Here is a 20507-nt window from a genome sequence, read left to right on the forward strand (position 1 = left end):
GGCAAGGCTGTCCGCGGATCCGGCCGGCGAACGGCGGCCGGCGGCGCCACGGGCGGTGCCGGCGGCACCGGCGGCACCGGCGGACGCGGCTCCGACCGCCGGGGCGGCCGCCGCACCTCGGCCACCTAGCGCCCCGACAGGCACCGTTCGCCGGGTGAAACCGGATCCGTTCGCCGCGTGAAACAGGATCCGTTCGACTGGTGAAACAGGATCCGCTCCGCTTGCTCAACCGCCCCCGCAGGCCGCCCCGTTGAGCGTGAAACCGTACGGCGACCGGTTTCTGTCGTGCCAGGTGCCGAGGAAACCGAAGGAGAGCGTGCCGTGCGCGGCGACGGTCCTGTTGTAGTCGGCTGCGGTGGCGGTGACGCGGGAGCCGGTCTGGCGGGCGGTGGCGTCCCACATCTGGCCGACCCGCTGGCCGTCGCGGAAGGCCCACGACACGTGCCAGCCGTCGAGGGGGCGGTCGGTGGTGACGGTGACGGTGGCCTGGAAGCCGTCGGGCCACTGGTTGACGAGGACGTAGGAGACTCGGCAGGTGGCCGCCGGTGCGGTGGGCCGGGGGCCCGGTCCGGGCCGGTGCGTGGCGGAGGAGGCCCCCTGCGGTTCGGGGTCGGGCTGCGTACGGTGCGAACCGGCGGTCGTACGCGGCGCGGAGGGGGTGACGGCGGGTGCCGCCGCGGTCGAGGCCGGCGCGGCGGTCGCACGGGAGACGCTGGGGTCGGCGACCGGCTGCCGGTCGTCGCGGGCGGCGGCGGTGTCGTCGCCGGAGCCGCCGAACGGCATCATCGACACGCCGAGCGCCAGCGCCGACAGCAGCACGGCGGCGGCGAGCAGGCTGCCGCGCAGGACACGGCTGCGGCCGGTGCCCTCCGCCGGATCACCGCCGGTGGGGTCGGCGCCGCCGGGGCGGCCCGCGCCGAGGCGGACCTCTGCGGCGCGGCGGCGGCGTTCCAGGTAGGCGAGGCCGCCCCAGCCGATGACACCGCCGGCCAGTGCGGCGGGCAGCCCGCCGCCGTGCAGCCGCAGACAGGCGGCGGCCTCGGCGCACCGCACGCACGTCGCCAGGTGCCGGGAGAGGTCGTCGGGGGTGTCGGCGGCCGGCGAGCGGGTGACCGCGTCCAGCAGGCGGGCGTAGGAGCGGCACCGCGCGTCCATCGGGGTGTCGAGGTGGGCGCGGTGGCAGCGGTCCCGGAACAGCGTGCGGACCTGTTCGAGTTCGTCGGCGACGGTGACCGGGTCCAGGCCGAGCCGGCGGGCGACGGCGGGCAGGGGCAGCGCCTCCACCTCGGCCAGCCACAGCAGCGAGGCGTCGGCCTCCTGCATGTCCCTCAGGCCGCGCAGTGCGAGCGGGCGTTCCAGCGGCGGGCCCGGGAAGCGGGCGGCCTTCGGGGAGTTGAGCCACAGCCGGAGGTCGGGATCGAGCTTGTGTCCCTGCCCGTCGGCCTCCCAGGCGGCGGCGGTGTCGCGTACGGCGGTGAGCAGGGCCGGGATCGTGGGCAGCCGCGCGGTGCGGCGGCCCGCGCCGCGCACATGGGTGCGCGCGGCGGCTCGGACCTCCCGCATGCCGAGTGTGAACGCCTCCGTCGCCAGCTGATGGGCCGTCAGGGAACCGGAGGTGCACAGGTCCGCGTAGCTGAGCACCGCGTCCCAGCCCTCCGCGAACAGCGCGGACTCGGTGGCGTCCTGAGGGGTCGGCAGGTCGGGCATGGGACTCCTGCATCCACGAGCGAGGTCAACTCACCACGGTAAAAAGGGAGTTGCAGGAAACCTCGCGGCAGACTCAGAGCCTTTCACGTCCTCGACACAACTGACAAGCGGCCTGTTCAGATCCGGTTACCGATGGTGGCGGGGCGGACGCGGGACGCGACGGGTCCGCCGCATCCGGCCTCTGGTACGGATGCGGGCGCCGCCGCGCTCACCGTACGCCGGGTCGCCGAGCCGCCGCGTCGCCGAGCCGTCCGGAAGCCGAGCCGCCGGCCCGCCGCCGCACCGGATCACACCTCGGCCGCCTCCGCCACGGGTTCGTCCGCGGGCAGGCTGTCCATGAAGGAGCTGACGGAGAAGACCGCGCGGCCGGGTCCGGGCGGGCCGTAGCCGGGCGGGGAGGACAGCCCGAACTCCTCCATCGTCCGGCGGTAGGCCTGCAGCAGCCGGATGTGGTACTCCAGCGGCGCGCCCTGCGGGTTGGCCTTGCCGAGCGGGGTGGTGGGCTCCGGGCACCAGGTGGTGAAGCGGGGTGTGATGCCGTGCGACATGAAGAAGCGCAGGCCCTCGGTGGTGGAGGCGATCGCCTCGTCGACGGTGGTGAAGCCGAAGGGCTCGGCCATCTCCACGCCCGCCACGAAGTTGGGGATCACGTTGCGCGCGCCGAAGACCTCGGCGGAGTCCAGGATCCTGCGGTGCCACTCGTCGCGGCCGACGTACCGCTCCTTGCCGGGGCAGTACAGCTCGAACAGCCGGCGGTCCCACACCTCGAAGTTGGGGTGGTAGATCTGCACGCCGTAGTCCCTGAACCGCTGTACGTCCGCCTTGGGCAGCGCCTGGGCGACGACCTTGCCGATCCAGCGGCCCGGGAAGCGCTCCTCGATGGCCTTGGCGTAGCGGCCGTAGAAGTCGGCCTCGTCCCGCCCGGCAACCGTTTTCGTAATGGCGCCGCCGGTCAGCGTGTACGCGGTGGAGGCCTTCTGGGTGTCGTACCGGTCGATGATCTCGAGGGCCTCGAGGACCTCCTCGACGTCCTTGACTCCGGTATACGGTCGACCGGCGGCCTTGTGCTGGCGCCAGTTGTGGTTGATGTCGCAGTACTGGCACTCCTCCTTGGCGCCGAAGTACTGGCAGACCCGGAAGACGGTGAGGTAGATCAGGTAGCCCCACTGGATGGTCGGGGCCACCTCCATGACGGACTTTCCGTTGGAGAGGGTGTGCCGGTAGTACTCCGGCATGGGCGGCACACCGACGTCGGCGATGCGCTTTCCGTCGAGGTAGAGCCCGAGCAGCCCCTCCTCGTCGGCGGCCACCCGGTACGGCGAGGCCGGGTTCACCCGTACGGAGACGACGGTGCGGCGCAGGTCGTACGGGCCGCCGGTGAGGATGATCTCCTCCGGCGGGCGCCGCAGTGCCGCCTCGCCGAGTTCGGGCAGGGTGCCGTGGTCGAAGGAGAAGATGAAGTACGACTTCGGCTTGACCTCGCCGCTCTCGTTGTCGCTGAGGGCGGACGGGTCGAAGGCGACGCCGCCGCGGAGCAGGTCCTCCTTGAAGACGGCTTCCCGTGGCACGTGCGGGAACCGCTCCATCAGATCCTCGACCAGCGCGGTACGACTGCCCATCCGTCTGTCTCCTCCCGGTTCAGGCGTACGTCTGACACCGTATGCCCCCGCCTGCGGGTCAGCCGTGCCGGGTCCCCGCACGGCGCCCGATGTGTTCCGGTACGGCGGCCCGGGCGGGCAGTGCCGGGTCGGGCTCCGGCGCACCCCAGAGCGTGGTCAGCGGCAGGACCCCCGCCCACAGGCCGAGGGCCGCGTCGGGTCCGTCGCCGTCGTCCGGGGCACCGCTGCGGATCTTGACGGAGGCCTCCTCTAGGGAGAGGGCGAGGAGGGTGGTGGCGGCGAGCTCCTTGCGGCTGGGGCGACGGGCGTACGACCACTGGCCCGGCGCGGAGTGCTCGGTGAGCCGGCGCAGGCCCTCGAGCTTCTCCTCGGGGTCGGTGATCCTGCGCGGCGTGCCGTGGATCATGGCGCTGCGGTAGTTGACGCCGTGCTCGAAGACGGACCGGGCGAGCACCAGCCCGTCCACGTGCGTCACGGTCACGCACACGGGCGTCTCCGCGGCGAGACTGCGGCTGGCCACGGACCCGTGCAGATACAGCCACCGCTCGTCCCGCCCGTACACGGTGGGCACGACGACCGGCCGCCCGTCCACCAGCACACCGAGATGACAGACGAACCCGGCGTCGAGGATCGCCTCCAGCTCCGCCCGCTCCACACTGCCCTGCTCGCGCAGGCGGCGGTGGCGAGTGCGGTCGGTGACGGGCAGCCGGGCGGGCAGGGGTTCCTGGGTCATGGAGGAGAAGGTACCGATATCGCATTCACGGAGCCAGGAAGATTTCGGATACGCCAATAGCGCTGACGTAGACAACGAAATCCGCAGCACGTCTCCCTCCTGTGCCGGGCAGGATGAGAGGGTCGGCCCAGACGGACTCTCCGGGAGGGACGCAACTGTGACAGGGACGGCCGAGACCGCCGGGACGGTCACCAACTGGGCGCGCACCCTCACCTACACCGCGCGGGAGTTCCACCGTCCGCGCACACTCGACGCACTGGCGGCGCTGGTGGCGGACAGTGCGCGGGTGCGGGTGCTGGGCAGCGGGCACTCCTTCAACCGGATCGCCGACCCGGGTCCGGACGGCGTACTGCTGTCCACCGCCGGGCTGCCGCGGGTGATCGACGTCGATGCGGCGGCGCGCACGGTCCGGGTGTCGGGCGGGGTCCGCTACGCCGAACTGGCCCGCGCGGTCCACGCGCACGGTCTCGCCCTGCCCAACATGGCATCCCTGCCGCACATCTCGGTGGCCGGTTCGGTGGCCACGGGCACGCACGGCTCGGGGGTGGACAACGGCCCGCTGGCGTCGGCGGTCCGGGAGGTGGAGATGGTCGTCGCGGACGGCGGGGCCGGGACGATGGGCCGGGACGACCCGCGGTTCGACGGTGCCGTGACCTCCCTCGGCGCACTCGGCGTCGTCACCGCGCTCACGCTCGACCTGGAGCCGGCGTACGAGGTGGAGCAGCGGGTCTACACCGAACTCCCGCTGGCGGGGCTGGACTTCGACGCCGTGGCGGCTGCGGGGTACAGCGTGAGCCTGTTCACGCACTGGCGGGAGCCGGGCTTCAGGCAGGTGTGGGTCAAGCGGCGCACGGACCGGCCGGCGGTGGACTTCCCGTGGGCCGCGCCCGCGGCGGGACCGCTGCACCCGGTGCCGGGCATGCCCGCGCAGAACTGCACCGGGCAACTGGGCGTGCCCGGGCCGTGGCACGAGCGGCTGCCGCACTTCCGGGCGGAGTTCACGCCCAGCAGCGGGGAGGAGATCCAGTCGGAGTATCTGCTGCCGCGGTCGACCGCCGTCGACGCGCTGTATGCAATCGACGGTATCCGGTCGACGGTCGCCGGTGTTCTGCAGACCTGCGAGGTGCGGACGGTCGCCGCGGACACGCAGTGGATGAGCCCGGCCCACGGACGGGATTCGGTCGCGCTGCACTTCACCTGGGTCCGGGACGAGACGGCGGTGCTGCCGGTGGTGCGCCGGCTGGAGGAGGTGCTGGATCCGTTCGACCCGCGCCCGCACTGGGGGAAGGTCTTCGAGACTCCTTCGACCGTACTCCGCGGGCGGTATGCACGGCTCTCCGACTTCCGGGCCCTGGTCCGCTCCATGGATCCTTCCGGCACGTTCACCAACGCCTTCGTGCGGGACCTGCTCGGCCACCTCGACGGCTGACCGTCGCCCAGAGACTTTCTACAGCCCCTTTCCAAACTCCTTGTCGAAAGCCGTCCGCAGCCCATAGCCTGGCGCTCGCGCCGGTGCCCATGCCGCCCCGGCCTGGCCTGGACGGGATGGGAGGGGCAGCCGCGTGAAGCGCACATCACGTGACATCCGCACCGCGAACCGCTACGAGGTGTTGCGCCAGATCATCGCCGGGTCTCCCACCTCCCGGCAGGAGCTGGCCGCCGCCACCGGGCTCAGCCTGGCCACGGTGGCCACACTGGTCGGCGAGCTGCTGGACCTGCGCATGATCACCGAGGTCGGGTTCGAGGACTCGGCCGGCGGCCGGCCCCGGGGCCTGGTGGCCGTCAACGCGTCGGGGGGCGCGTTGATCGGCGTCGACATCGCCGAGACGTACGTCCACGTCGAGCTGTTCGACCTGGCGCTGAACGTGCTGGCCCGCGCAGACGAGGACATGCGGCCCGGCGAGAGCCGCCCGGAGCAGGTGGTCGGCCAGGTGGCCGCGGCCGTCGGCTCGGTGGTGGCGCAGGCCGGGGTCGAGGCGGCCCGGGTGCTGGGCGTCGGGGTGAGCGTGCCGGGGCAGGTGGACCGGGACACCGGCATCGCCGAGTACGCGCCCAACTGGGACTGGCACGACGTGCCGTTGCTCGATCTGCTGACCGAACACATCGCCTATCCGCTGCACCTGGACAATCCGCTGCGCGCCTGCGCGGTGGCCGAGCTGTGGTTCGGGGCCGCGCGGGGCCGCGGCGACGCGGTCGTGGTCAATCTGGGCACGGGGGTCGGCGCCGGTCTGGCCCTCGGCGGCGGGCTGCACCGGGGCGTGAGCAACAGCGCCGGCGAGTGGGGCCACACCACGCTCGTGCTGGACGGACGGCTGTGCCACTGCGGCAACCACGGCTGCGTGGAGACGTACGTCGGCGCGCCCGGCATCATGCAGAACCTGCGCGAACTGAGCCCGCAGTCAGCGCTGTTGCACCCCGGGGACCAGACCGCCACCATCGACGCGCTGGCCCGGGCGGTCGCCGCGCAGGACCCGGTAGCGCTCAAGGTGGTCCGGGACACCGCCCGCTATCTGGGCGCGGGCCTCTCCGACCTGGTCAATCTCCTCAACCCCGAAGTGGTCGTGCTCAGCAGCTGGGTCGCCTCCCGGCTGGGCGAACCGCTGCTCGACGAGGTCCGCCAGGCCGTCGCCCGGCACGCGCTGCGCCGCCCACTGGCCGCCACCGAGATCGTCCTCTCCCCGATCCCCACCGACCCGGTCTCCCTCGGCGCGGCCACGTTCGCGCTGGAGGGGGCGCTGCAGTCCGTCGGGCAGAGGACCGGCACCACCAAGCGCACCACCCCCGTAAGGAGCCGTACCGCACCGCCTTCATGACGACGGAAGGGATGCACGTGTCTCACCCCCGCAAGAGATCCCTGCTGCTGACAGCCTCCGCCGCGTTGGCCGTCACCGGAGCCCTCCTGGCCTCCCCGCCCGCGCGTGCCACCGCCGCCCCGGCCACCGCCGCCCCGTCCGCTGCCGAGGTTTCCCCCCACGCCGCCCAGACCATCGACGACATCGGCGCGTCCGGTGCCTGGTGGGTCAACGACCTCCAGCACTTCGATCCGGAGGTCCAGGCCCGGGTCGCTCAACTCCTCTTCTCCCGGAGGGGGTTGAACCTCAGCGCGTACCGCTACAACATCGGCGGCGGCGGTGTCGCGGTCACCACCCCGGCCCGTGCCGCCGAGGACTTCCTCGCCTCCGACGGCTCCTACGACTGGAGCAGGGACAAAGGGAGCCGGACGTTCCTGACGTACGCCGCGCGGTACGGCGTGAAGGACCTGATCGGCTTCGTCAACAGCGCGCCCGCCCGGTGGACGAGCAACGGCAAGAGCTGCGACGGCCGGTTGAAGGCCGAGAACGAGGGCGACTTCGCGGCGTACGTGGCCGATGTCACCGACCACCTCGCGCGGCAGGGAGCGCGCCTCGACTACATCAGCCCCTTCAACGAACCGGACAACGGTTTCGCCGACTGCGGCCAGGAGGGCATGCCCGTCCCCGTCGACCAGCGCGACGACATCGTGCGCGCGCTGGGCGCCGAACAGCGGGCCCGGCACCAGAAGACCGGCATCATCGCGGACGAGTCCAGCAAGACCACGCAGTTCACCAGCGAGGTCCCGCAGTGGATCACGCAGCCGGGCACCGCGCAGTACGTCGCCAGGCTGGCCCACCACACGTACAACGACCCCGACGACGGCCAGCTCGGCACCGTCTACGAGACGTCGAAGTCGGTCGGGAAGACACCGTGGGCGACCGAGATCTGCTGCTTCGGCAAGGGCACCACGGGCTGGAACCAGGAGTACGACCCGACCATCGACAACGCCCTGCTGATGTCGCGGATCATCTACAAGGACTTCGCGACCGCCCATGACTCGGCGTTCCAGTGGTGGGTGGCGCTCGCAAGCGGTTACGGCGCCGATCCGGCCACCAGGAACGACCAGGGCTGGAACGACGGCCTGATCTACTACGACCCCGACTACGCGGCCAACGGAAACCAGAAGCTGTACTTCACCAAGCGTTACTACGCCCTGGGTCAGTACAGCAAGTTCGTGCGGCCGGGCGCGGTCGCGCACAACGTGACCGGGGCCCCGGACGGCGTCGAGGTGTCGTCGTACGACCGGAACGGCCGGTGGGTGGTCGTGGTGAACAACCACAACACCACCGACACCGCGCTGAACCTGCACTTCAACGGCAAGGCGCCGGTACGGGCGGCACAGGCGGTGCGCACCTCGGCGGCCGAGGACTGGGCGACGGTGGCGAAACCGGCCGTCCGTGACGGAACCGTTTCCACAACTCTCGCTGCCCGCTCGATCACGACCTACGTCCTCGACCAGAAGGGGGTACGGCAGCTCGACGCTGACCGGCGCCCTGGCGGGCAGGCAGCCGGGCACGTGCCTGACCGCAGATCTCGTGTTCCTCTTCCTGCAGCGCTGGCTGGTGCAGGGAATCGCGCGGACCGGTATCAAGGGCTGAACTAGGAGACCGATGTCCTGTCCCCACCGCACCGTCACCGATTATGTCGAGGACGTCTCACCGGGCTCCGGGGCGCTGCCGCCCCGCGCCTGGTACGCCTCCTCGGACGCCACATCCATGTCCTTGAACGGAGTTTGGCGGTTTCGGCTGTCGCCGACAGCCGACGCCGAGGACGACTCCTTCGCCGAGGAGGGGTACGACGCCGGCGGCTGGAACGAGATCCAGGTCCCCGGCCACTGGGTCCTCCAGGGTCACGGTTCCCCGATCTACACCAACCACCTCTACCCCTTCCCGGTCGACCCCCCGCGCGTGCCGACCGAGAACCCGACCGGCGACCATCTGCGGGTCTTCGACCTGCCCCAGGACTGGCCGGACCTCGCCGAGGGCGGCGCGGTGCTGCGGTTCGACGGGGTGGAGTCCTGCGCCCGGGTATGGCTGAACGGCACGGACCTCGGCGAGTTCAAGGGATCCCGGCTGCCGCACGAGTTCGCGGTCGGCCATCTACTGAAGACTGTCGACAATGTACTGGCGGTCCGGGTCCACCAGTGGTCGGCCGGCTCCTACCTGGAGGACCAGGACCAGTGGTGGCTGCCGGGCATCTTCCGTGACGTCACCCTGCTGCACCGCCCGGCGGGCGCCGCCCTCGACTTCTTCGTGCACGCCTCCTACGATCACCGCTCCGGCACCGGAACCCTGCGCGTCGACTCCGACGTGGACGGCCGGGTGACCGTGTCCGAACTCGGCGTCGACATCGCGACCGGCGACAGCGTGACCGTGCCGGTCGAGCCGTGGTCGGCGGAGACTCCGCGGCTGTACGCGGGTGAGCTGGCCACCGAGGGCGAGCGGATCCCGCTGCGCATCGGTTTCCGCACGGTGGAGCTGTCGGACGGCCTGATCGAGGTCAACGGCAGGCCGGTGCTGTTCAAGGGCGTCAACCGGCACGAGTGGCACCCGCGGAAGGGCCGCGCGCTGGACCCGGAGACCATGCGCGAGGACGTGCTGCTGATGAAACGGCACAACATCAACGCCGTCCGCACCTCCCACTACCCGCCGCACCCGGCCTTCCTCGACCTGTGCGACGAGTACGGGCTGTGGGTGATCGACGAGTGCGACCTCGAAACGCACGGCTTCACCGAGCAGGCCTGGCGGGACAACCCCGTCGACGACGACCGCTGGACCCCCGCCCTGCTGGACCGGGCGGTCCGCATGGTCGAACGGGACAAGAACCACCCCTCGGTCGTCGTCTGGTCCCTCGGCAACGAGGCCGGCACCGGCCGCGGCCTGACCGCGATGGCCGAGTGGATCAAGGGCCGGGACGCCTCCCGGCTCCTGCACTACGAGGGCGACCCCACCTGCCGTGACACGGACGTGTACTCGCGGATGTACGCCGGCCACGCCGAGGTCGAGCGCATCGGACGCCGCCTGGACGGCGGTCCGCACCGACGGCGTGAACTCCCTTTCATCCTCTGCGAGTACGCCCACGCCATGGGCAACGGCCCCGGCGGACTCGCCGACTACCAGCGGCTGTTCGAGTCGTACGACCGTCTCCAGGGCGGCTTCGTCTGGGAGTGGATCGACCACGGCATCGCCCATCCGGAGCTCGGCTACGCCTATGGCGGCGACTTCGGCGAGGAACTGCACGACGGCAACTTCGTCTGCGACGGCCTGCTCTTCCCGAACCGGGAACCCTCCCCGGGCCTGCTCGAGTACAAGAAGGTGATCGAGCCGGTCGCCATCGACGGGGACGCCGCCGACGGCACCGTCCGCATCACCAACACGTATGACTTCGCTGACCTGTCGGCGCTGGCGTTCACCTGGTCGTACCAGGTCAACGGCGAGACGGTCGAGTCCGGCCCCCTGTCGGTGCCCGCGCTGGCGCCCGGTGGGTCGGCCGAGGTGAAGCTGCCCGAGCCGCCGGTCGCCACCGCGGCCGGCGAGGCCCACTGGACGGTACGGGCCCAGCTCGCCGCCGACACCCCGTGGGCGCCGAAGGGCCACGTCGTCGCCTGGAGCCAGTTCGCCGTGTCCGCGCGCCGGCTGCCGTCGGTCCCGGCGACCGAACGCCCGGTGCCCGGCGACGGCCGGATCACCCTGGGCCCGGCCGCCTTCGACGCCCGCACCGGCGCCCTGAAGACGGTCGGCGGGGTGGAGGTCACCGGGCTGCGCCTGGACGTGTGGCGGGCCACCACCGACAACGACGACGGCGCCGTCTGGCAGACCGACGTCCGCTACGGCCTGCTGTGGCGCAAGCTCGGCCTGCACCGCATGCGGCACCGGCTGGACGCGGTGGAGGTGGGCGACGACGCGCTGACGGTCCGCACGCGGGTGGCGCCGGCCGCCTGGGAGATGGGACTGTCGACCGTATACCGCTGGACGTCGGACGGAGATCGTCTACAGCTGACGGTATCCGTGACACCCGAGGGCGACTGGACGGTGCCGCTCCCCCGGCTCGGCGTACGCTTCGGATTGTCTGCAGCCGACCGTGTGCAGTGGTACGGCGGCGGCCCGGGTGAGGCGTATCCGGACAGCAGGATGTCGTCTGCGGTCGGCCGTTGGCAGTCGACTGTAGACGATCTGCAGACGCCGTACGTCCGTCCGCAGGAGAACGGCGCCCGCGCCGACGTCCGCTGGGCGGAGCTCGGCGGCCTGCGCATCGAGGGCGCCCCGGAGTTCTTCTTCACCGCCCGCCGCTGGACCACCGAACAGCTGGACGCGGCCGACCACCTCACCGACCTCATCCCCGGTGACACCGTCTGGGTCAACCTCGACCACGGCCAGCACGGTCTCGGTTCCCAGTCCTGCGGTCCCGGACCGCTCCCCCAGTACCACCTGAGGGCCGAGCCCGCGGAGTTCTCCTTCGTGTTCTCCACCGGCCGCGGCCCGCAGTCCGGTTGACCGGCACGGTCCTGAGTCCCACCATCGCGGCCGGCCGGGTCTTCTCCCGGCCGGCCGCGATGGTGTCCTGCGGGGGTTTCGTCCTCGTCGGCATGCTCCAGACGCTGTACGGCCCGGCGGTCCCGGGCCTGCGGGCCGCATTCGCCGGCCTGCGTGGTCGGTGTCCTGGCCCCGCTCCGCCACGAAGTGGGACGCCGTCTCCTCGGCGCCGACCACCGCTGTGAGACGCCGCGGCAGCGAGATGTCATCGAACAGCCTGTCCCTCAGCCGTGCCGGAGTACCACGCTTGATCTGTCGGGCAGGCTGCCTCGGTGCAAGAAGCTCAGAGTTGAAGCGACTTGGTCTGCAGAAATTCCATGAGGCCGTGCTCGCCGAGTTCTCGACCGACGCCTGACTGCTTGTAGCCGCCGAAGGGCGCAAGCGGGTTGTAGGCACCTCCGTTGAGCGTCACTTGGCCACACGCCATCGAGCGGGCGAAGGTGATTGCCTGCTCCTCGTCGGCTGCCCAGACGGAACCCGCGAGGCCGTAGTCGGAGTCATTGGCGATGCGCAGGGCATCCTCCTGGTCTTCGTACCTCATGAACGAGAGCACAGGGCCGAAGATCTCCTCCCGAGCAAGGCTCATCTCGGCGGTGACGTCAGCGAAGACCGTGGGACGGATGTAATAGCCCTTGTCACGTCCGTCGGGGGCCTCGGAGCCGCCCGCGACAAGGCGTGCGCCCTCTGCCAGGCCCCGACGGATGTGGTCGCGGACCTTTTCCTGCTGGGCGCCGCTCACGACCGGGCCCAGGCGGCAGTCGGGATCGGTCGGGTCCCCGGGAGCAAAGGCGGCAATCTCCTCGACGGCGATGCGAACCGCCTCTTCATAGTCATCCGCGTGGACCAGCGTACGCGTCAGCGCGTTGCAGGACTGCCCCGCGTTGCGGACGACGTCGGCGACATTGGCACGGACAGCCTCTGCGAGGTCTGCTCCAGGAAGGATGACGTTGGCGGACTTGCCGCCGAGTTCAAGGGCGACACGTTTGACAGCGGCGCCGGCAACAGAACCGATGTGCTTGCCGACCGCCGTGGAACCCGTGAACGAGACCATGTCGACCCCAGGGTGGCGTACCAGCGCCTCTCCGGCTTCGGTTCCCGTGCCGGTGACGAGGTTGAAGACTCCCTCGGGGATGCCTGCGGCCGCGAGGCACTCCGTGAACAATTGGGCCGACAGAGGTGTCAGCTCCGCAGGCTTGAGAACCACCGTGCAGCCTGCGGCGAGGGCGGGAACGACCTTGCAGACGATCTGATACAAGGGGTAATTCCACGGAGTGATCGCTCCGACGACGCCGACGGGCTCGAGCAGGACCAGTGAATTGCCCGCCTTCCTCTCGAAGGCGAAGTCGGCCACAAGCTTGGCGTGCAAACGCGTGATGGTGACCGGCAAGCCGGCCTGCACTCTGCGCGAGAATCCGATCGGGGTGCCCACCTCGGCTGTGATGAGGGAAGCCATCTGGTCCTGGCGGAGGGCGAGTTCGCCGGACAGGGTCGTCAGTAACTCGGCACGGCGGGTGGGCGCTGTGGACGCCCAACCCGGCAGTGCCGATCGGGCCGCATTGACTGCGGCGTCGACGTCAGCGGCGGAACCAGCCGGAACGGCACCTATAACCTGTTCGTTGGCCGGGTTGACCACATCGATCGAATCGGTTCCGACCGCAGGCCGCCAGCGCCCTCCGATGAACACCTCGTCGCGTGCCGTCACAAGCATCCTCCTCCGTGGATCACTGGTATCGGTGGAAACCTAACCCTGCAGGCTGAAAGCACACCAGGTTGCAGTAAGAGATCCAGTCGGCGAGGCGTGACGTGCCCCATACCGGAAACACCCGAAGAAATCGGCAGCGTTGACGGTCGACTGGTCCGAGCCGCCGTTGCTTTGGTTTCAGCGCCTTGAGAACCCCCGGCGGAATGGGCGATGTGAGGGGGCTCAGCGGTTCCGGGTTCGGTTGATGAGCAGCAGGGCGATGCAGACGATGGAGCAGACCGCCCCCGCGTACAGCAGGGGCGCGGTCCAGAACCACACCTGTTCGGTGCTGTGGCCGCTGGTCCAGTGGCAGGTGAGGGACGGAGGGAAGTGGTCCACGCTCACCGACGTCAGGCTGTAGTCCCGCCCGGCGTCCATGTACACGCCGTCGCCGGTCTTGTCCCCGCACACGTCGAGCGGGTTCGTGAAGGCGAGCCCGTAGACGGTTCCGGCTCCGTAGGCGGCGATCGCTGCCGCGCCGCCTATCACGGCCCAGCGGGCCGGCTGCGAGGGCTTCCTCCTGGTGACCCACAACGCGTACGGGAATGCCCCGACGACGAAGAGCAGGAGTGTGATCGCGGGTGGGCCGAACAGTGCGAACAAGGAGACCATGCGCCCTGACGCTACTCCCAGCGGGGGAACCGTTGCTGGTTCGCCCGGCTGGGTGACGTCGTCGCGAGTGCCGCCGGTCCGCGTGACCGCGAGTGGATGCCGCCGAGGGTGCGCGCCTCGCCACGGGACCGGTCAGCCGCTGTGATGTGCCGGCCGGATGCGACTGCTCCTCTGCCCACGCGTGGCTCACCCGGTACGCGGTGCTCCCTGACACTCGATGCCCGTGTCCGTGGCCTGTCTCGGTTCCGCGGCCTGTGTGTCGGCAGTGGCTGCCGGGGCCGCTGGGGCCGCTGGGGCCGCTGTGCGCGATCAGGCACACCCCCCGCGGGCCGGCAGCCCGGGGGGCTCGCCGGGGAGGGGGTCTCGGTGGTCGCGATCGGTCAGTGGCCGGGGTTCCCGCCGGCCCGTCCCGCGGTGGGACTGCCGGCCGGGTGGCGGGTCTTCGGGTGGCGCCGCTCGCGCTGAGGGTGGCGCCGCTCGCGCAGGTGGCGGCGGCCCTCATCGCCCCGATCCGCGGGCCGGACGAGGGTTTCGGCCGCCTGAGTGACGGCGCTGCCGCATCGCGTCGGTCAGGCCCTGCGGATCGGGGTGATGAGGGCCGTGAGGGCGAGCAGGACGCAGGTGGTGCCCGCGGTCAGGGCGGCCGGTGTGGTGCCCCAGCGTTCGGCGGCCCAGGTGAGCAGGGCCGCGCCGGCGGGGGCGGCGGAGTACTGCAGGGTCCAGTAGGCGGAGGTGACGCGGCCGAGCAGGTGCTCGGGGGTGACCTCCTGGCGCAGGGACATCGAGCAGGTGCCGGCGACGCCGACGCCGGCCAGGAAGGCTGCGGTGAGGACGGCGACCGCGAACACCGTGTGCACCCGGCCGAGGCCGGCGCAGGCCAGCCCGCACAGCGCGGTCGCGCCGATCCAGGCGGTGCCGAAGCCGAACAGCCGGCGGATGCGGGCGACGAGCAGCGACCCGGCGATGGTGCCGAGAGCACCGGCGCCCAGCACGGTGCCGACCGCGCCGTCGTCGTGGCCGAGGTCGTGCTTGAGGTGGTAGATGACCAGGTCGTTCAGGCCGAGGGTGAGGAAGCTGAAGCCGAACAGCAGCACCGTGAGCGAGCGCAGCAGGGGGTGCCGGTAGAGGAAGGCGACTCCGGTGCGCAGGTCCTGGCGTACGGTGCCGCGGCCGGGCGCGGGCGTGTCGTCGCCGGTCCGGGCGCGCAGGCGTACCCCTCGCAGGCACGCGGCGGAGGCGGCGAAGCTGGCCGCGTCGACGGCGACGGCGGCGGCCGGTCCGGTCCAGGCGGCGACGAGTCCCGCGCACGGCGGTCCGAGCACTCCGGCCGCCGCGGCGGTGGCGTTCAGCAGGCCGTTGGCCTCGGTGAGCCGTCCGGTGCCGACGAGGCCGCGGACGACGGTGACGTAGCCGACGGAGAAGAACATGCCGACGGCCTCGCAGACCGGCAGCACCGTGTACAGCAGCCACAGGTGCGGGCCGAAGGCCCACACGAGCGGGATCACGCCGTACAGGGCCATGCGCACGAGGTCGCAGGCGATGAGCAGGCGGCGCCGGTCCACGCGGTCGACCACGGTGCCGGCGAACACGGCCGCGAGGACGGCGGCGGCTCCGCCGACGGCGGTGAGCAGGCCCATCCGTGCCACCGATCCGGTGGCCTCGAGCACCAGCAGCGGCAGGGCGATCAGGGCGAAGGAGTCACCGAGGACGGACAGCGTCTGCGCGCCCCAGAAGACGGCGAAGTCCCGTTCCCGCCACAGGGGTTGTGTGCCGCCGTGCGCCTCTGCGGCCCCGTGCCTGTTCCCCTTGCGTGTCCCGCGCCCCACCGTTGCCCTCCCGCCGTCCGTTCACCCTACGCCCGGACGCCGCTCCCCGGTCATTCATGGATCGCCGGTTTCACCGGTCGCGGGGCGACGACATCGACGAACTGGGCGTGGTGTACGCGCCGATCGGCTGAGTCCCGTCCGGACGGGCACGTCCGCTCCCGTCCGGCGTCAGCCTTCCCGCGCGGTGCGCGAGGCTTCTCTCACGGGCCCCGCGCCGGGAGGATCCGCGGTGCCTGCTGGAGCGCAGCGGTTCGGGGTTCCGGCCGACTCGGTGCATGTGGCCTTCTACCGGCCGTAGGCCGTGGGGCCGCGGTCGCTCGGGCGGGCCGTGGCGTGTGCGCCGGTGCGCGTGGCGCTGGGCGGCCGGCGGCTGGGCCCGTCTCTTCGACCTCCGGTCGGGCGGGGGCGTACCGGTCCGCCGGGTCCTGCCGTTGCTGGTGCTGGTCGCGGCCCTGTCCGTGGCGATCGGGGCGCGCCGACCGGTGGGGAGAAGGCAGCCGCCCGGACGGTCGCGGACACCGGCACCGCCGCCGACACCGCCGCCGGGAAGCGCTGTCCCGCCGCGTACTTCGGCATCCGGGGCGACGTCGTCCGCGTCGAACGGCTCGACGCGAAGATCCCGGTCTCATCAAGGGGCACCGGCGGGCACTGCGCCACCCGAGCGGCACCCTCCAAACCTAGATGCCCTAGGATAGATACTAGGTATCCAAGGAGGAGGTGTCGGATGGCCCGAGCCGGGCTCACCGTCGACCGCGTCGTCGCGGCCGCCGCCGAACTCGCCGACGAGGCGGGCTTCGCGAACGTCACCCTGTCCGCGCTGGCCCGCCGCTTCGGCGTGAAGGACGCGAGCCTGTACTCGCATGTCCGGGGCCTCGCGGACCTGCGGACCCGGCTCGCGCTGTACGCGGGCGGCGAGTTGATCGACCGGATCGCGGTGGCCGTGGCCGGCCGCGCGGGCAAGGAGGCTCTGGCCGCCTTCGCCGGCGCCTACCGGGCCTACGCCCTGGAGCACCCCGGCCGGTACGCGGCCACCCAGATCCGGATCGACCAGTCCCTCGTCGCCGACTCCCCCGCGATGCGCCGCACCGCCGAAATCACCTACGGCATGCTGCGCGCCTACGGCCTGGACGAGCCCGACCTCACCGACGCCGTACGCCTGCTGCGCAGCACCTTCCACGGCTACTGCGCCCTGGAGTCCGCCGGGGGGTTCGGCGCCGACCGGGACGTCGAGGCCTCCTGGGACAAGGCGGTGCAGGCCCTGCACCTGGCACTGGAGCACTGGCCCCGCGAGGCCCGAACAGGAGAACACCGGTCATGAGCGAGGAACTTCACTACGACGTGACGGGCAGCGGTCCCGTGCTGCTCGTCCTGCCGGGCGGGGCCGGGCATCCGATGGGGTTCGGGCCGCTGACCGAGCGGCTGGCCGCGCGGTTCACCGTGGTCACGTACGACCCGCTCGGCCTCGCCCATGGGCGGCTGGGCCGGCCGGTGGCCGAGCAGCGGGTGACGGACTGGAGCGAGGGGGCGCACCGGGTGCTGGAGGCGGTGCTCGCGCCGGGCGAATCCGCGTACGTCTTCGGGACCAGCTCCGGCGGTGTCGCCGCCCTGGACCTGCTCGCCCGGCACCCCGGACGGCTGGCGCACGTGGTCGCGCACGAACCGCCCGTCGTGGAGGTCCTCGCGGACGCGGCCCGGCAGCGGGCGATGTTCGCGGAGGTGGCCGGCACGTTCCGGGCGGCCGGGGCGCGGGCGGCCGGGGCCCGGCTGGCCGCCGTGCTCGACGGGACACCCGCGCCCGCCCCGGCGGATGCCGATGCGCAACCGCCCGCGTCCGGCGAGGAGTTGGCCACTCCCTTCGGTGTCTTCCTCACCCGCGTCCTGCTCCCGTTCACCGGGTACGTGCCGGACACCGCCGCCCTGCGGTCCCTTGCCGCGCGTCTCACCCTGGTCGCGGGCAGCGGCTCCCGCGGCCGGCTGCTGCACCGTACGGTCGCGACGGCGACCGAGTCGGCCGGCGCCTGTTTCACCGAGTTCCCCGGCGGCCACCTCGGTGTGCTGGAGCACCCGGAGGAGTTCGCGCGGTGTCTCGTGGACGCCCTGTCCGCCTCCGGTGCCGGGGTCGCGCGGTCGTAGTCGCTGTTCGGTGGCGGGGCGCCCCTCGCCCCGAGCCCCGGGCGAGGCGGTCCGCGCCGGAGGGGTTGGTGGTGGCCGGACCCGGGACGGGTGCCGCTGCCGGTGGGGGCCCGGGTGCTGCGGGTGCCGCGGGGGCGCGGGCCCGGCCCGGCGGACCGCGCCCCTGTGCGGGGCGCGGAACGCTGCACCGGCACCTTCGCGGGCACGCATCTGCGGCTCGTGGACCGGAACGGGAAGTTCGCCGGCGGCGAGGTGGTGAACGCGAGGATCACGGGTGACATCGCGGTACTCAAGGACTCCACCCTCACCTGGGCCTACGCACCCGTCACCCCGGCCTACGCCACCGCTCTCGACGGGGCGTCAGCGACCACGACGCGCCTCAGGATCGCCCGTCTGAAGCCGTGAGACCCGCCCGCCGCAAGCGGTGAAGACGAAGACACCCCGCGCGCCGGACGCCCAGCGGACGCTCACCTCGCGTTCCTCCTCGTGGTCCTCCGTCACCTTCACGGACACCAGGTCCGTGAGGGGCCGGGGATCCGACTCGCCGGTGAGACGGGCGAGCACCACGAACAGCGTGGCCCGGCCCGTCCCCGTCCTCCCCGTCAGCCCCTCCGGCTCCGCCGACAGGCCCGACACGGGCAGCAGGTCGGCCCGGAGCCCGTCCGGCGCCGGCCAGCCGGTGACCCGCACCGGCGTGCCGGGTCCGGTCCCGGCCACGAGATGGGCGCGCACCTCCACCGCTCCCTCGGCGAGCACGAGGCTGGTGACGGTGATCCCGTCGCGCACGGTGTGCCGGGAGGCGATCCACCCCTCCCCCGTGCCGAGCGGCTCGATCCGGGTGCGGCCCGGATCACCGCCGACGATCACGCTGTTGTCGTACGACACCGTGGGTACGGTCGCGGTCGAGTAGGCGAGCCGGGTGTAGTAGGGGTCGTAGCGGACGTCCTCGCTGCCGTGGTTGTGCAGCCGGACCAGTCCGTCCGAACGGGTGGACTGCAGCAGCCAGTTGGGGACGGGGAGGGGGTGCACCTCGTCGGCGCGGTCCGCCGGGGCGGGTTCCTCGGGCGCCGTCCACACCTCGTGGCCGGGGGGCAGGAGCAGGCCGAGAAAGCCTTTGCCGGCCCAGTAGGGGGAGGCCGGGCCCGAATAGCTCTGCGCGAGTGAGGTGTCGGGGCCGAGCCAGCCCAGCGGGAGCAGACCGCGCTCGTCGACCGCGCCGCCGTCGAGGAAGTACCGCAGCGCGCCGGAGGCCAGGCGCCGCGTCTCGCCGGGCGCCAGGGGGGTCTGGCCGGTCAGGGCGCCGAGCCAGAGCGGGGCCGCGGTCGCGAAGCGGTAGGTGAGGGAGCGGCCCTGGTGCAGGGGGGCGCCGTCGCCGCCGAAGAGCCGGGCGTAGTCGGCGAGGTGGCGGGACAACCGTCGACCGTATACAGAAAGCAGTTCGCTGTCGTCCGCCAGCCATGCGTGGAGGACTGTATACAGGTGCATGGCCCAGCCGTTGTAGTAGTCGAACTTCCGGCCGTCGCCGTCGGTGTACCAGCCGTCCCCGAGGTACCAGCCCTCGATCCGTTCCAGGCCCCGGTCGATCGCCGTGCGGGCCGCATGGGGCCGGTGGCCGATCTCCTGGAGGAAGCCGCCGACGGTGACGGGGAACAACTCCCAGTTGCACGGCCAGGGTTCGGCGGTGAGCGCGTCCGCCAGCCAGTCGGCGGTGCGCTGCCGCACGGAGTCGTCCAGGCGGTCCCACAGCAGCGGCCGGGTCAGCCGCAGGGCGAGGGCGACGGACGCGGCTTCGACGAGCGGCTGGCTGCGGTCCTCGATGTGCGGCCAGACACCGCCGGGACCGGCCGCGAGTCCGTCGGCGTAGCGGCCGAGCGCGGTCTCGTCTTGGCGGAACGCGGCCAGCAGCAGGGTACGGGCGTATCCCTCCAGGCCGTCGGAGTGGTGGCCCGCGTGGCTCACCTGGTCGCCGGGGAGGTGGTAGAGGGCGCGGTCGGGGGTGGCGTAGGGCTCGACGGCGGCCAGCAGGGCGTCGGCGGCGGCCACCCAGTGGGCGCGGGTGTAACCGGTGTACGGGCTGGACGCGCGGTCGTCGGCGGGCAGTTCGATCACGGCGGTGCTTTCCTTCCTGGCGGGGCCTGGGGCGCCCGGTTCCGGTCGGGGCGCCCCAGGGCTTCATCCCACCCGCACGCCCGCGGGCACCGGACGCAGGGTGAGAAGTGCGTCGCGGACCAGGCCCGCGTAGACGGTGGCGCCGTGCACGGAGGTGTGCGTGTTGAGGTCGGTCAGCGGGGCGTGCTCGGCGGCGGCGACGGAACGGACGACGGCCGGGAGGTCCACGCCGAGGCCGTTGACCAGCAGGGAGGTGCCGTTGTCCAGGGTGCCGTCGGTGTGGAACCAGCGGCGGACGATCGGGGTGACGAGCACCGGTTCGCCACCCTGGTCCCGGACACCCGCGCCCAGGGTGTGCAGGTTGGCCCGGTAGGTGGCCTCGTCGGTGGTCGTGATGCTCGTGCTCGACGCCGTCTCGCCGCCGAAGCGGATCGTCACGTCGTACGTGCCCGCGGGGACGTCGCAGTGGCGGGCGGTGTCGGTGCAGTTCCAGGGAGCGCCGCGAGAGCCACGGCCGGTCCGCGACGCGCGCCGCGCCCTGAGAGCCACGGCCGGTCCGCGACGCGCGCCGCGCCCTGGGCGGCGCCGAGGCGGCGGGCCGGCTCCACGTGCCGGTCGAGCGGCCAGGCGGTGGCCGGCTCG

At 72.2% G+C, this 20507-nt stretch carries 13 protein-coding genes and 2 pseudogenes; 7 read left to right on the forward strand and 8 right to left on the reverse strand.

The genetic code is table 11. The annotated features are described in order from the left end of the window. Positions 1-225 precede the first annotated feature (225 nt). From ACWC94_RS26390 to ACWC94_RS26400, 3 genes are all read right to left on the reverse strand, one after another. On the reverse strand, positions 226-1707 hold the full coding sequence (locus ACWC94_RS26390) for a cellulose binding domain-containing protein (protein WP_450799532.1): 1482 nt from the start codon (positions 1705-1707) through the stop codon (positions 226-228). Positions 1708-1994: 287 nt separating this feature from the next. Then, the gene (locus tag ACWC94_RS26395) at positions 1995-3326 is read right to left on the reverse strand and encodes a radical SAM protein (RefSeq protein WP_450799533.1); all 1332 of its coding nucleotides are present in this window, start codon (positions 3324-3326) and stop codon (positions 1995-1997) included. A gap of 58 nt (positions 3327-3384) precedes the next feature. Further along, a complete protein-coding gene (locus ACWC94_RS26400; RefSeq protein WP_450799534.1) occupies positions 3385-4059 on the reverse strand; it encodes a pyridoxamine 5'-phosphate oxidase family protein in 675 nt (224 codons plus the stop codon). A 157-nt stretch (positions 4060-4216) separates the two neighbouring features. On the opposite strand from ACWC94_RS26400, the gene ACWC94_RS26405 reads away from it, so the two are divergent. The 4 genes and pseudogenes from ACWC94_RS26405 (at position 4217) to ACWC94_RS26420 (ending at position 11405) form a co-directional block, all read left to right on the forward strand. Beyond that, positions 4217-5488: an FAD-binding protein gene (locus tag ACWC94_RS26405; protein WP_450799535.1), complete on the forward strand. Its 1272-nt coding sequence runs from the start codon at positions 4217-4219 to the stop codon at positions 5486-5488. A 133-nt stretch (positions 5489-5621) separates the two neighbouring features. Further along, positions 5622-6872 (forward strand): ROK family protein, encoded by a 1251-nt coding sequence (locus tag ACWC94_RS26410; protein ID WP_450799536.1) that lies wholly within the window; start codon positions 5622-5624, stop codon positions 6870-6872. Positions 6873-6883: 11 nt separating this feature from the next. Then, positions 6884-8444: pseudogene (locus ACWC94_RS26415) on the forward strand (glycoside hydrolase); the annotation flags it as partial. 78 nt (positions 8445-8522) lie between these two features. Next, positions 8523-11405, forward strand: coding sequence for a glycoside hydrolase family 2 TIM barrel-domain containing protein (locus ACWC94_RS26420; RefSeq protein ID WP_450799537.1), 2883 nt, complete (start codon positions 8523-8525; stop codon positions 11403-11405). A gap of 322 nt (positions 11406-11727) precedes the next feature. Here ACWC94_RS26420 and ACWC94_RS26425 read toward each other — a convergent pair whose 3' ends face one another. The 3 genes from ACWC94_RS26425 to ACWC94_RS26435 form a co-directional block, all read right to left on the reverse strand. Continuing rightward, positions 11728-13146 (reverse strand): aldehyde dehydrogenase family protein, encoded by a 1419-nt coding sequence (locus ACWC94_RS26425; protein ID WP_450799538.1) that lies wholly within the window; start codon positions 13144-13146, stop codon positions 11728-11730. Between the two features lie 222 nt (positions 13147-13368). Beyond that, positions 13369-13797, reverse strand: a complete 429-nt coding sequence (locus ACWC94_RS26430; RefSeq protein WP_450799539.1) for a hypothetical protein — start codon at positions 13795-13797, stop codon at positions 13369-13371. Positions 13798-14366: 569 nt separating this feature from the next. Further along, entirely contained in the window at positions 14367-15623 is a 1257-nt protein-coding gene (locus ACWC94_RS26435) for an MFS transporter (RefSeq protein WP_450799540.1), read from the reverse strand. 724 nt (positions 15624-16347) lie between these two features. Between ACWC94_RS26435 and ACWC94_RS26440 the strand changes: the two genes are divergently transcribed. From ACWC94_RS26440 to ACWC94_RS26450, 3 genes are all read left to right on the forward strand, one after another. Further along, positions 16348-16941 carry a TetR/AcrR family transcriptional regulator gene (locus ACWC94_RS26440; protein WP_450799541.1) on the forward strand — a complete coding sequence of 198 codons (594 nt, stop codon included), beginning with the start codon at positions 16348-16350 and terminating at the stop codon, positions 16939-16941. Next, entirely contained in the window at positions 16938-17756 is an 819-nt protein-coding gene (locus ACWC94_RS26445; protein WP_450799542.1) for an alpha/beta fold hydrolase, read from the forward strand. Before ACWC94_RS26440 ends, ACWC94_RS26445 begins: the two co-directional genes overlap by 4 nt. Positions 17757-17846: 90 nt before the next feature. After that, positions 17847-18161 carry a hypothetical protein gene (locus ACWC94_RS26450; protein WP_450799543.1) on the forward strand — a complete coding sequence of 105 codons (315 nt, stop codon included), beginning with the start codon at positions 17847-17849 and terminating at the stop codon, positions 18159-18161. Here ACWC94_RS26450 and ACWC94_RS26455 read toward each other — a convergent pair. Next, entirely contained in the window at positions 18117-19862 is a 1746-nt protein-coding gene (locus tag ACWC94_RS26455; protein WP_450799675.1) for a DUF2264 domain-containing protein, read from the reverse strand. The genes ACWC94_RS26450 and ACWC94_RS26455 overlap by 45 nt on opposite strands. 66 nt (positions 19863-19928) lie before the next feature. After that, positions 19929-20255, reverse strand: a pseudogene (locus ACWC94_RS26460) (carbohydrate esterase); the annotation flags it as partial. Positions 20256-20507 lie beyond the last annotated feature (252 nt).

This window comes from Streptomyces sp. NPDC001135 (assembly GCF_053598395.1).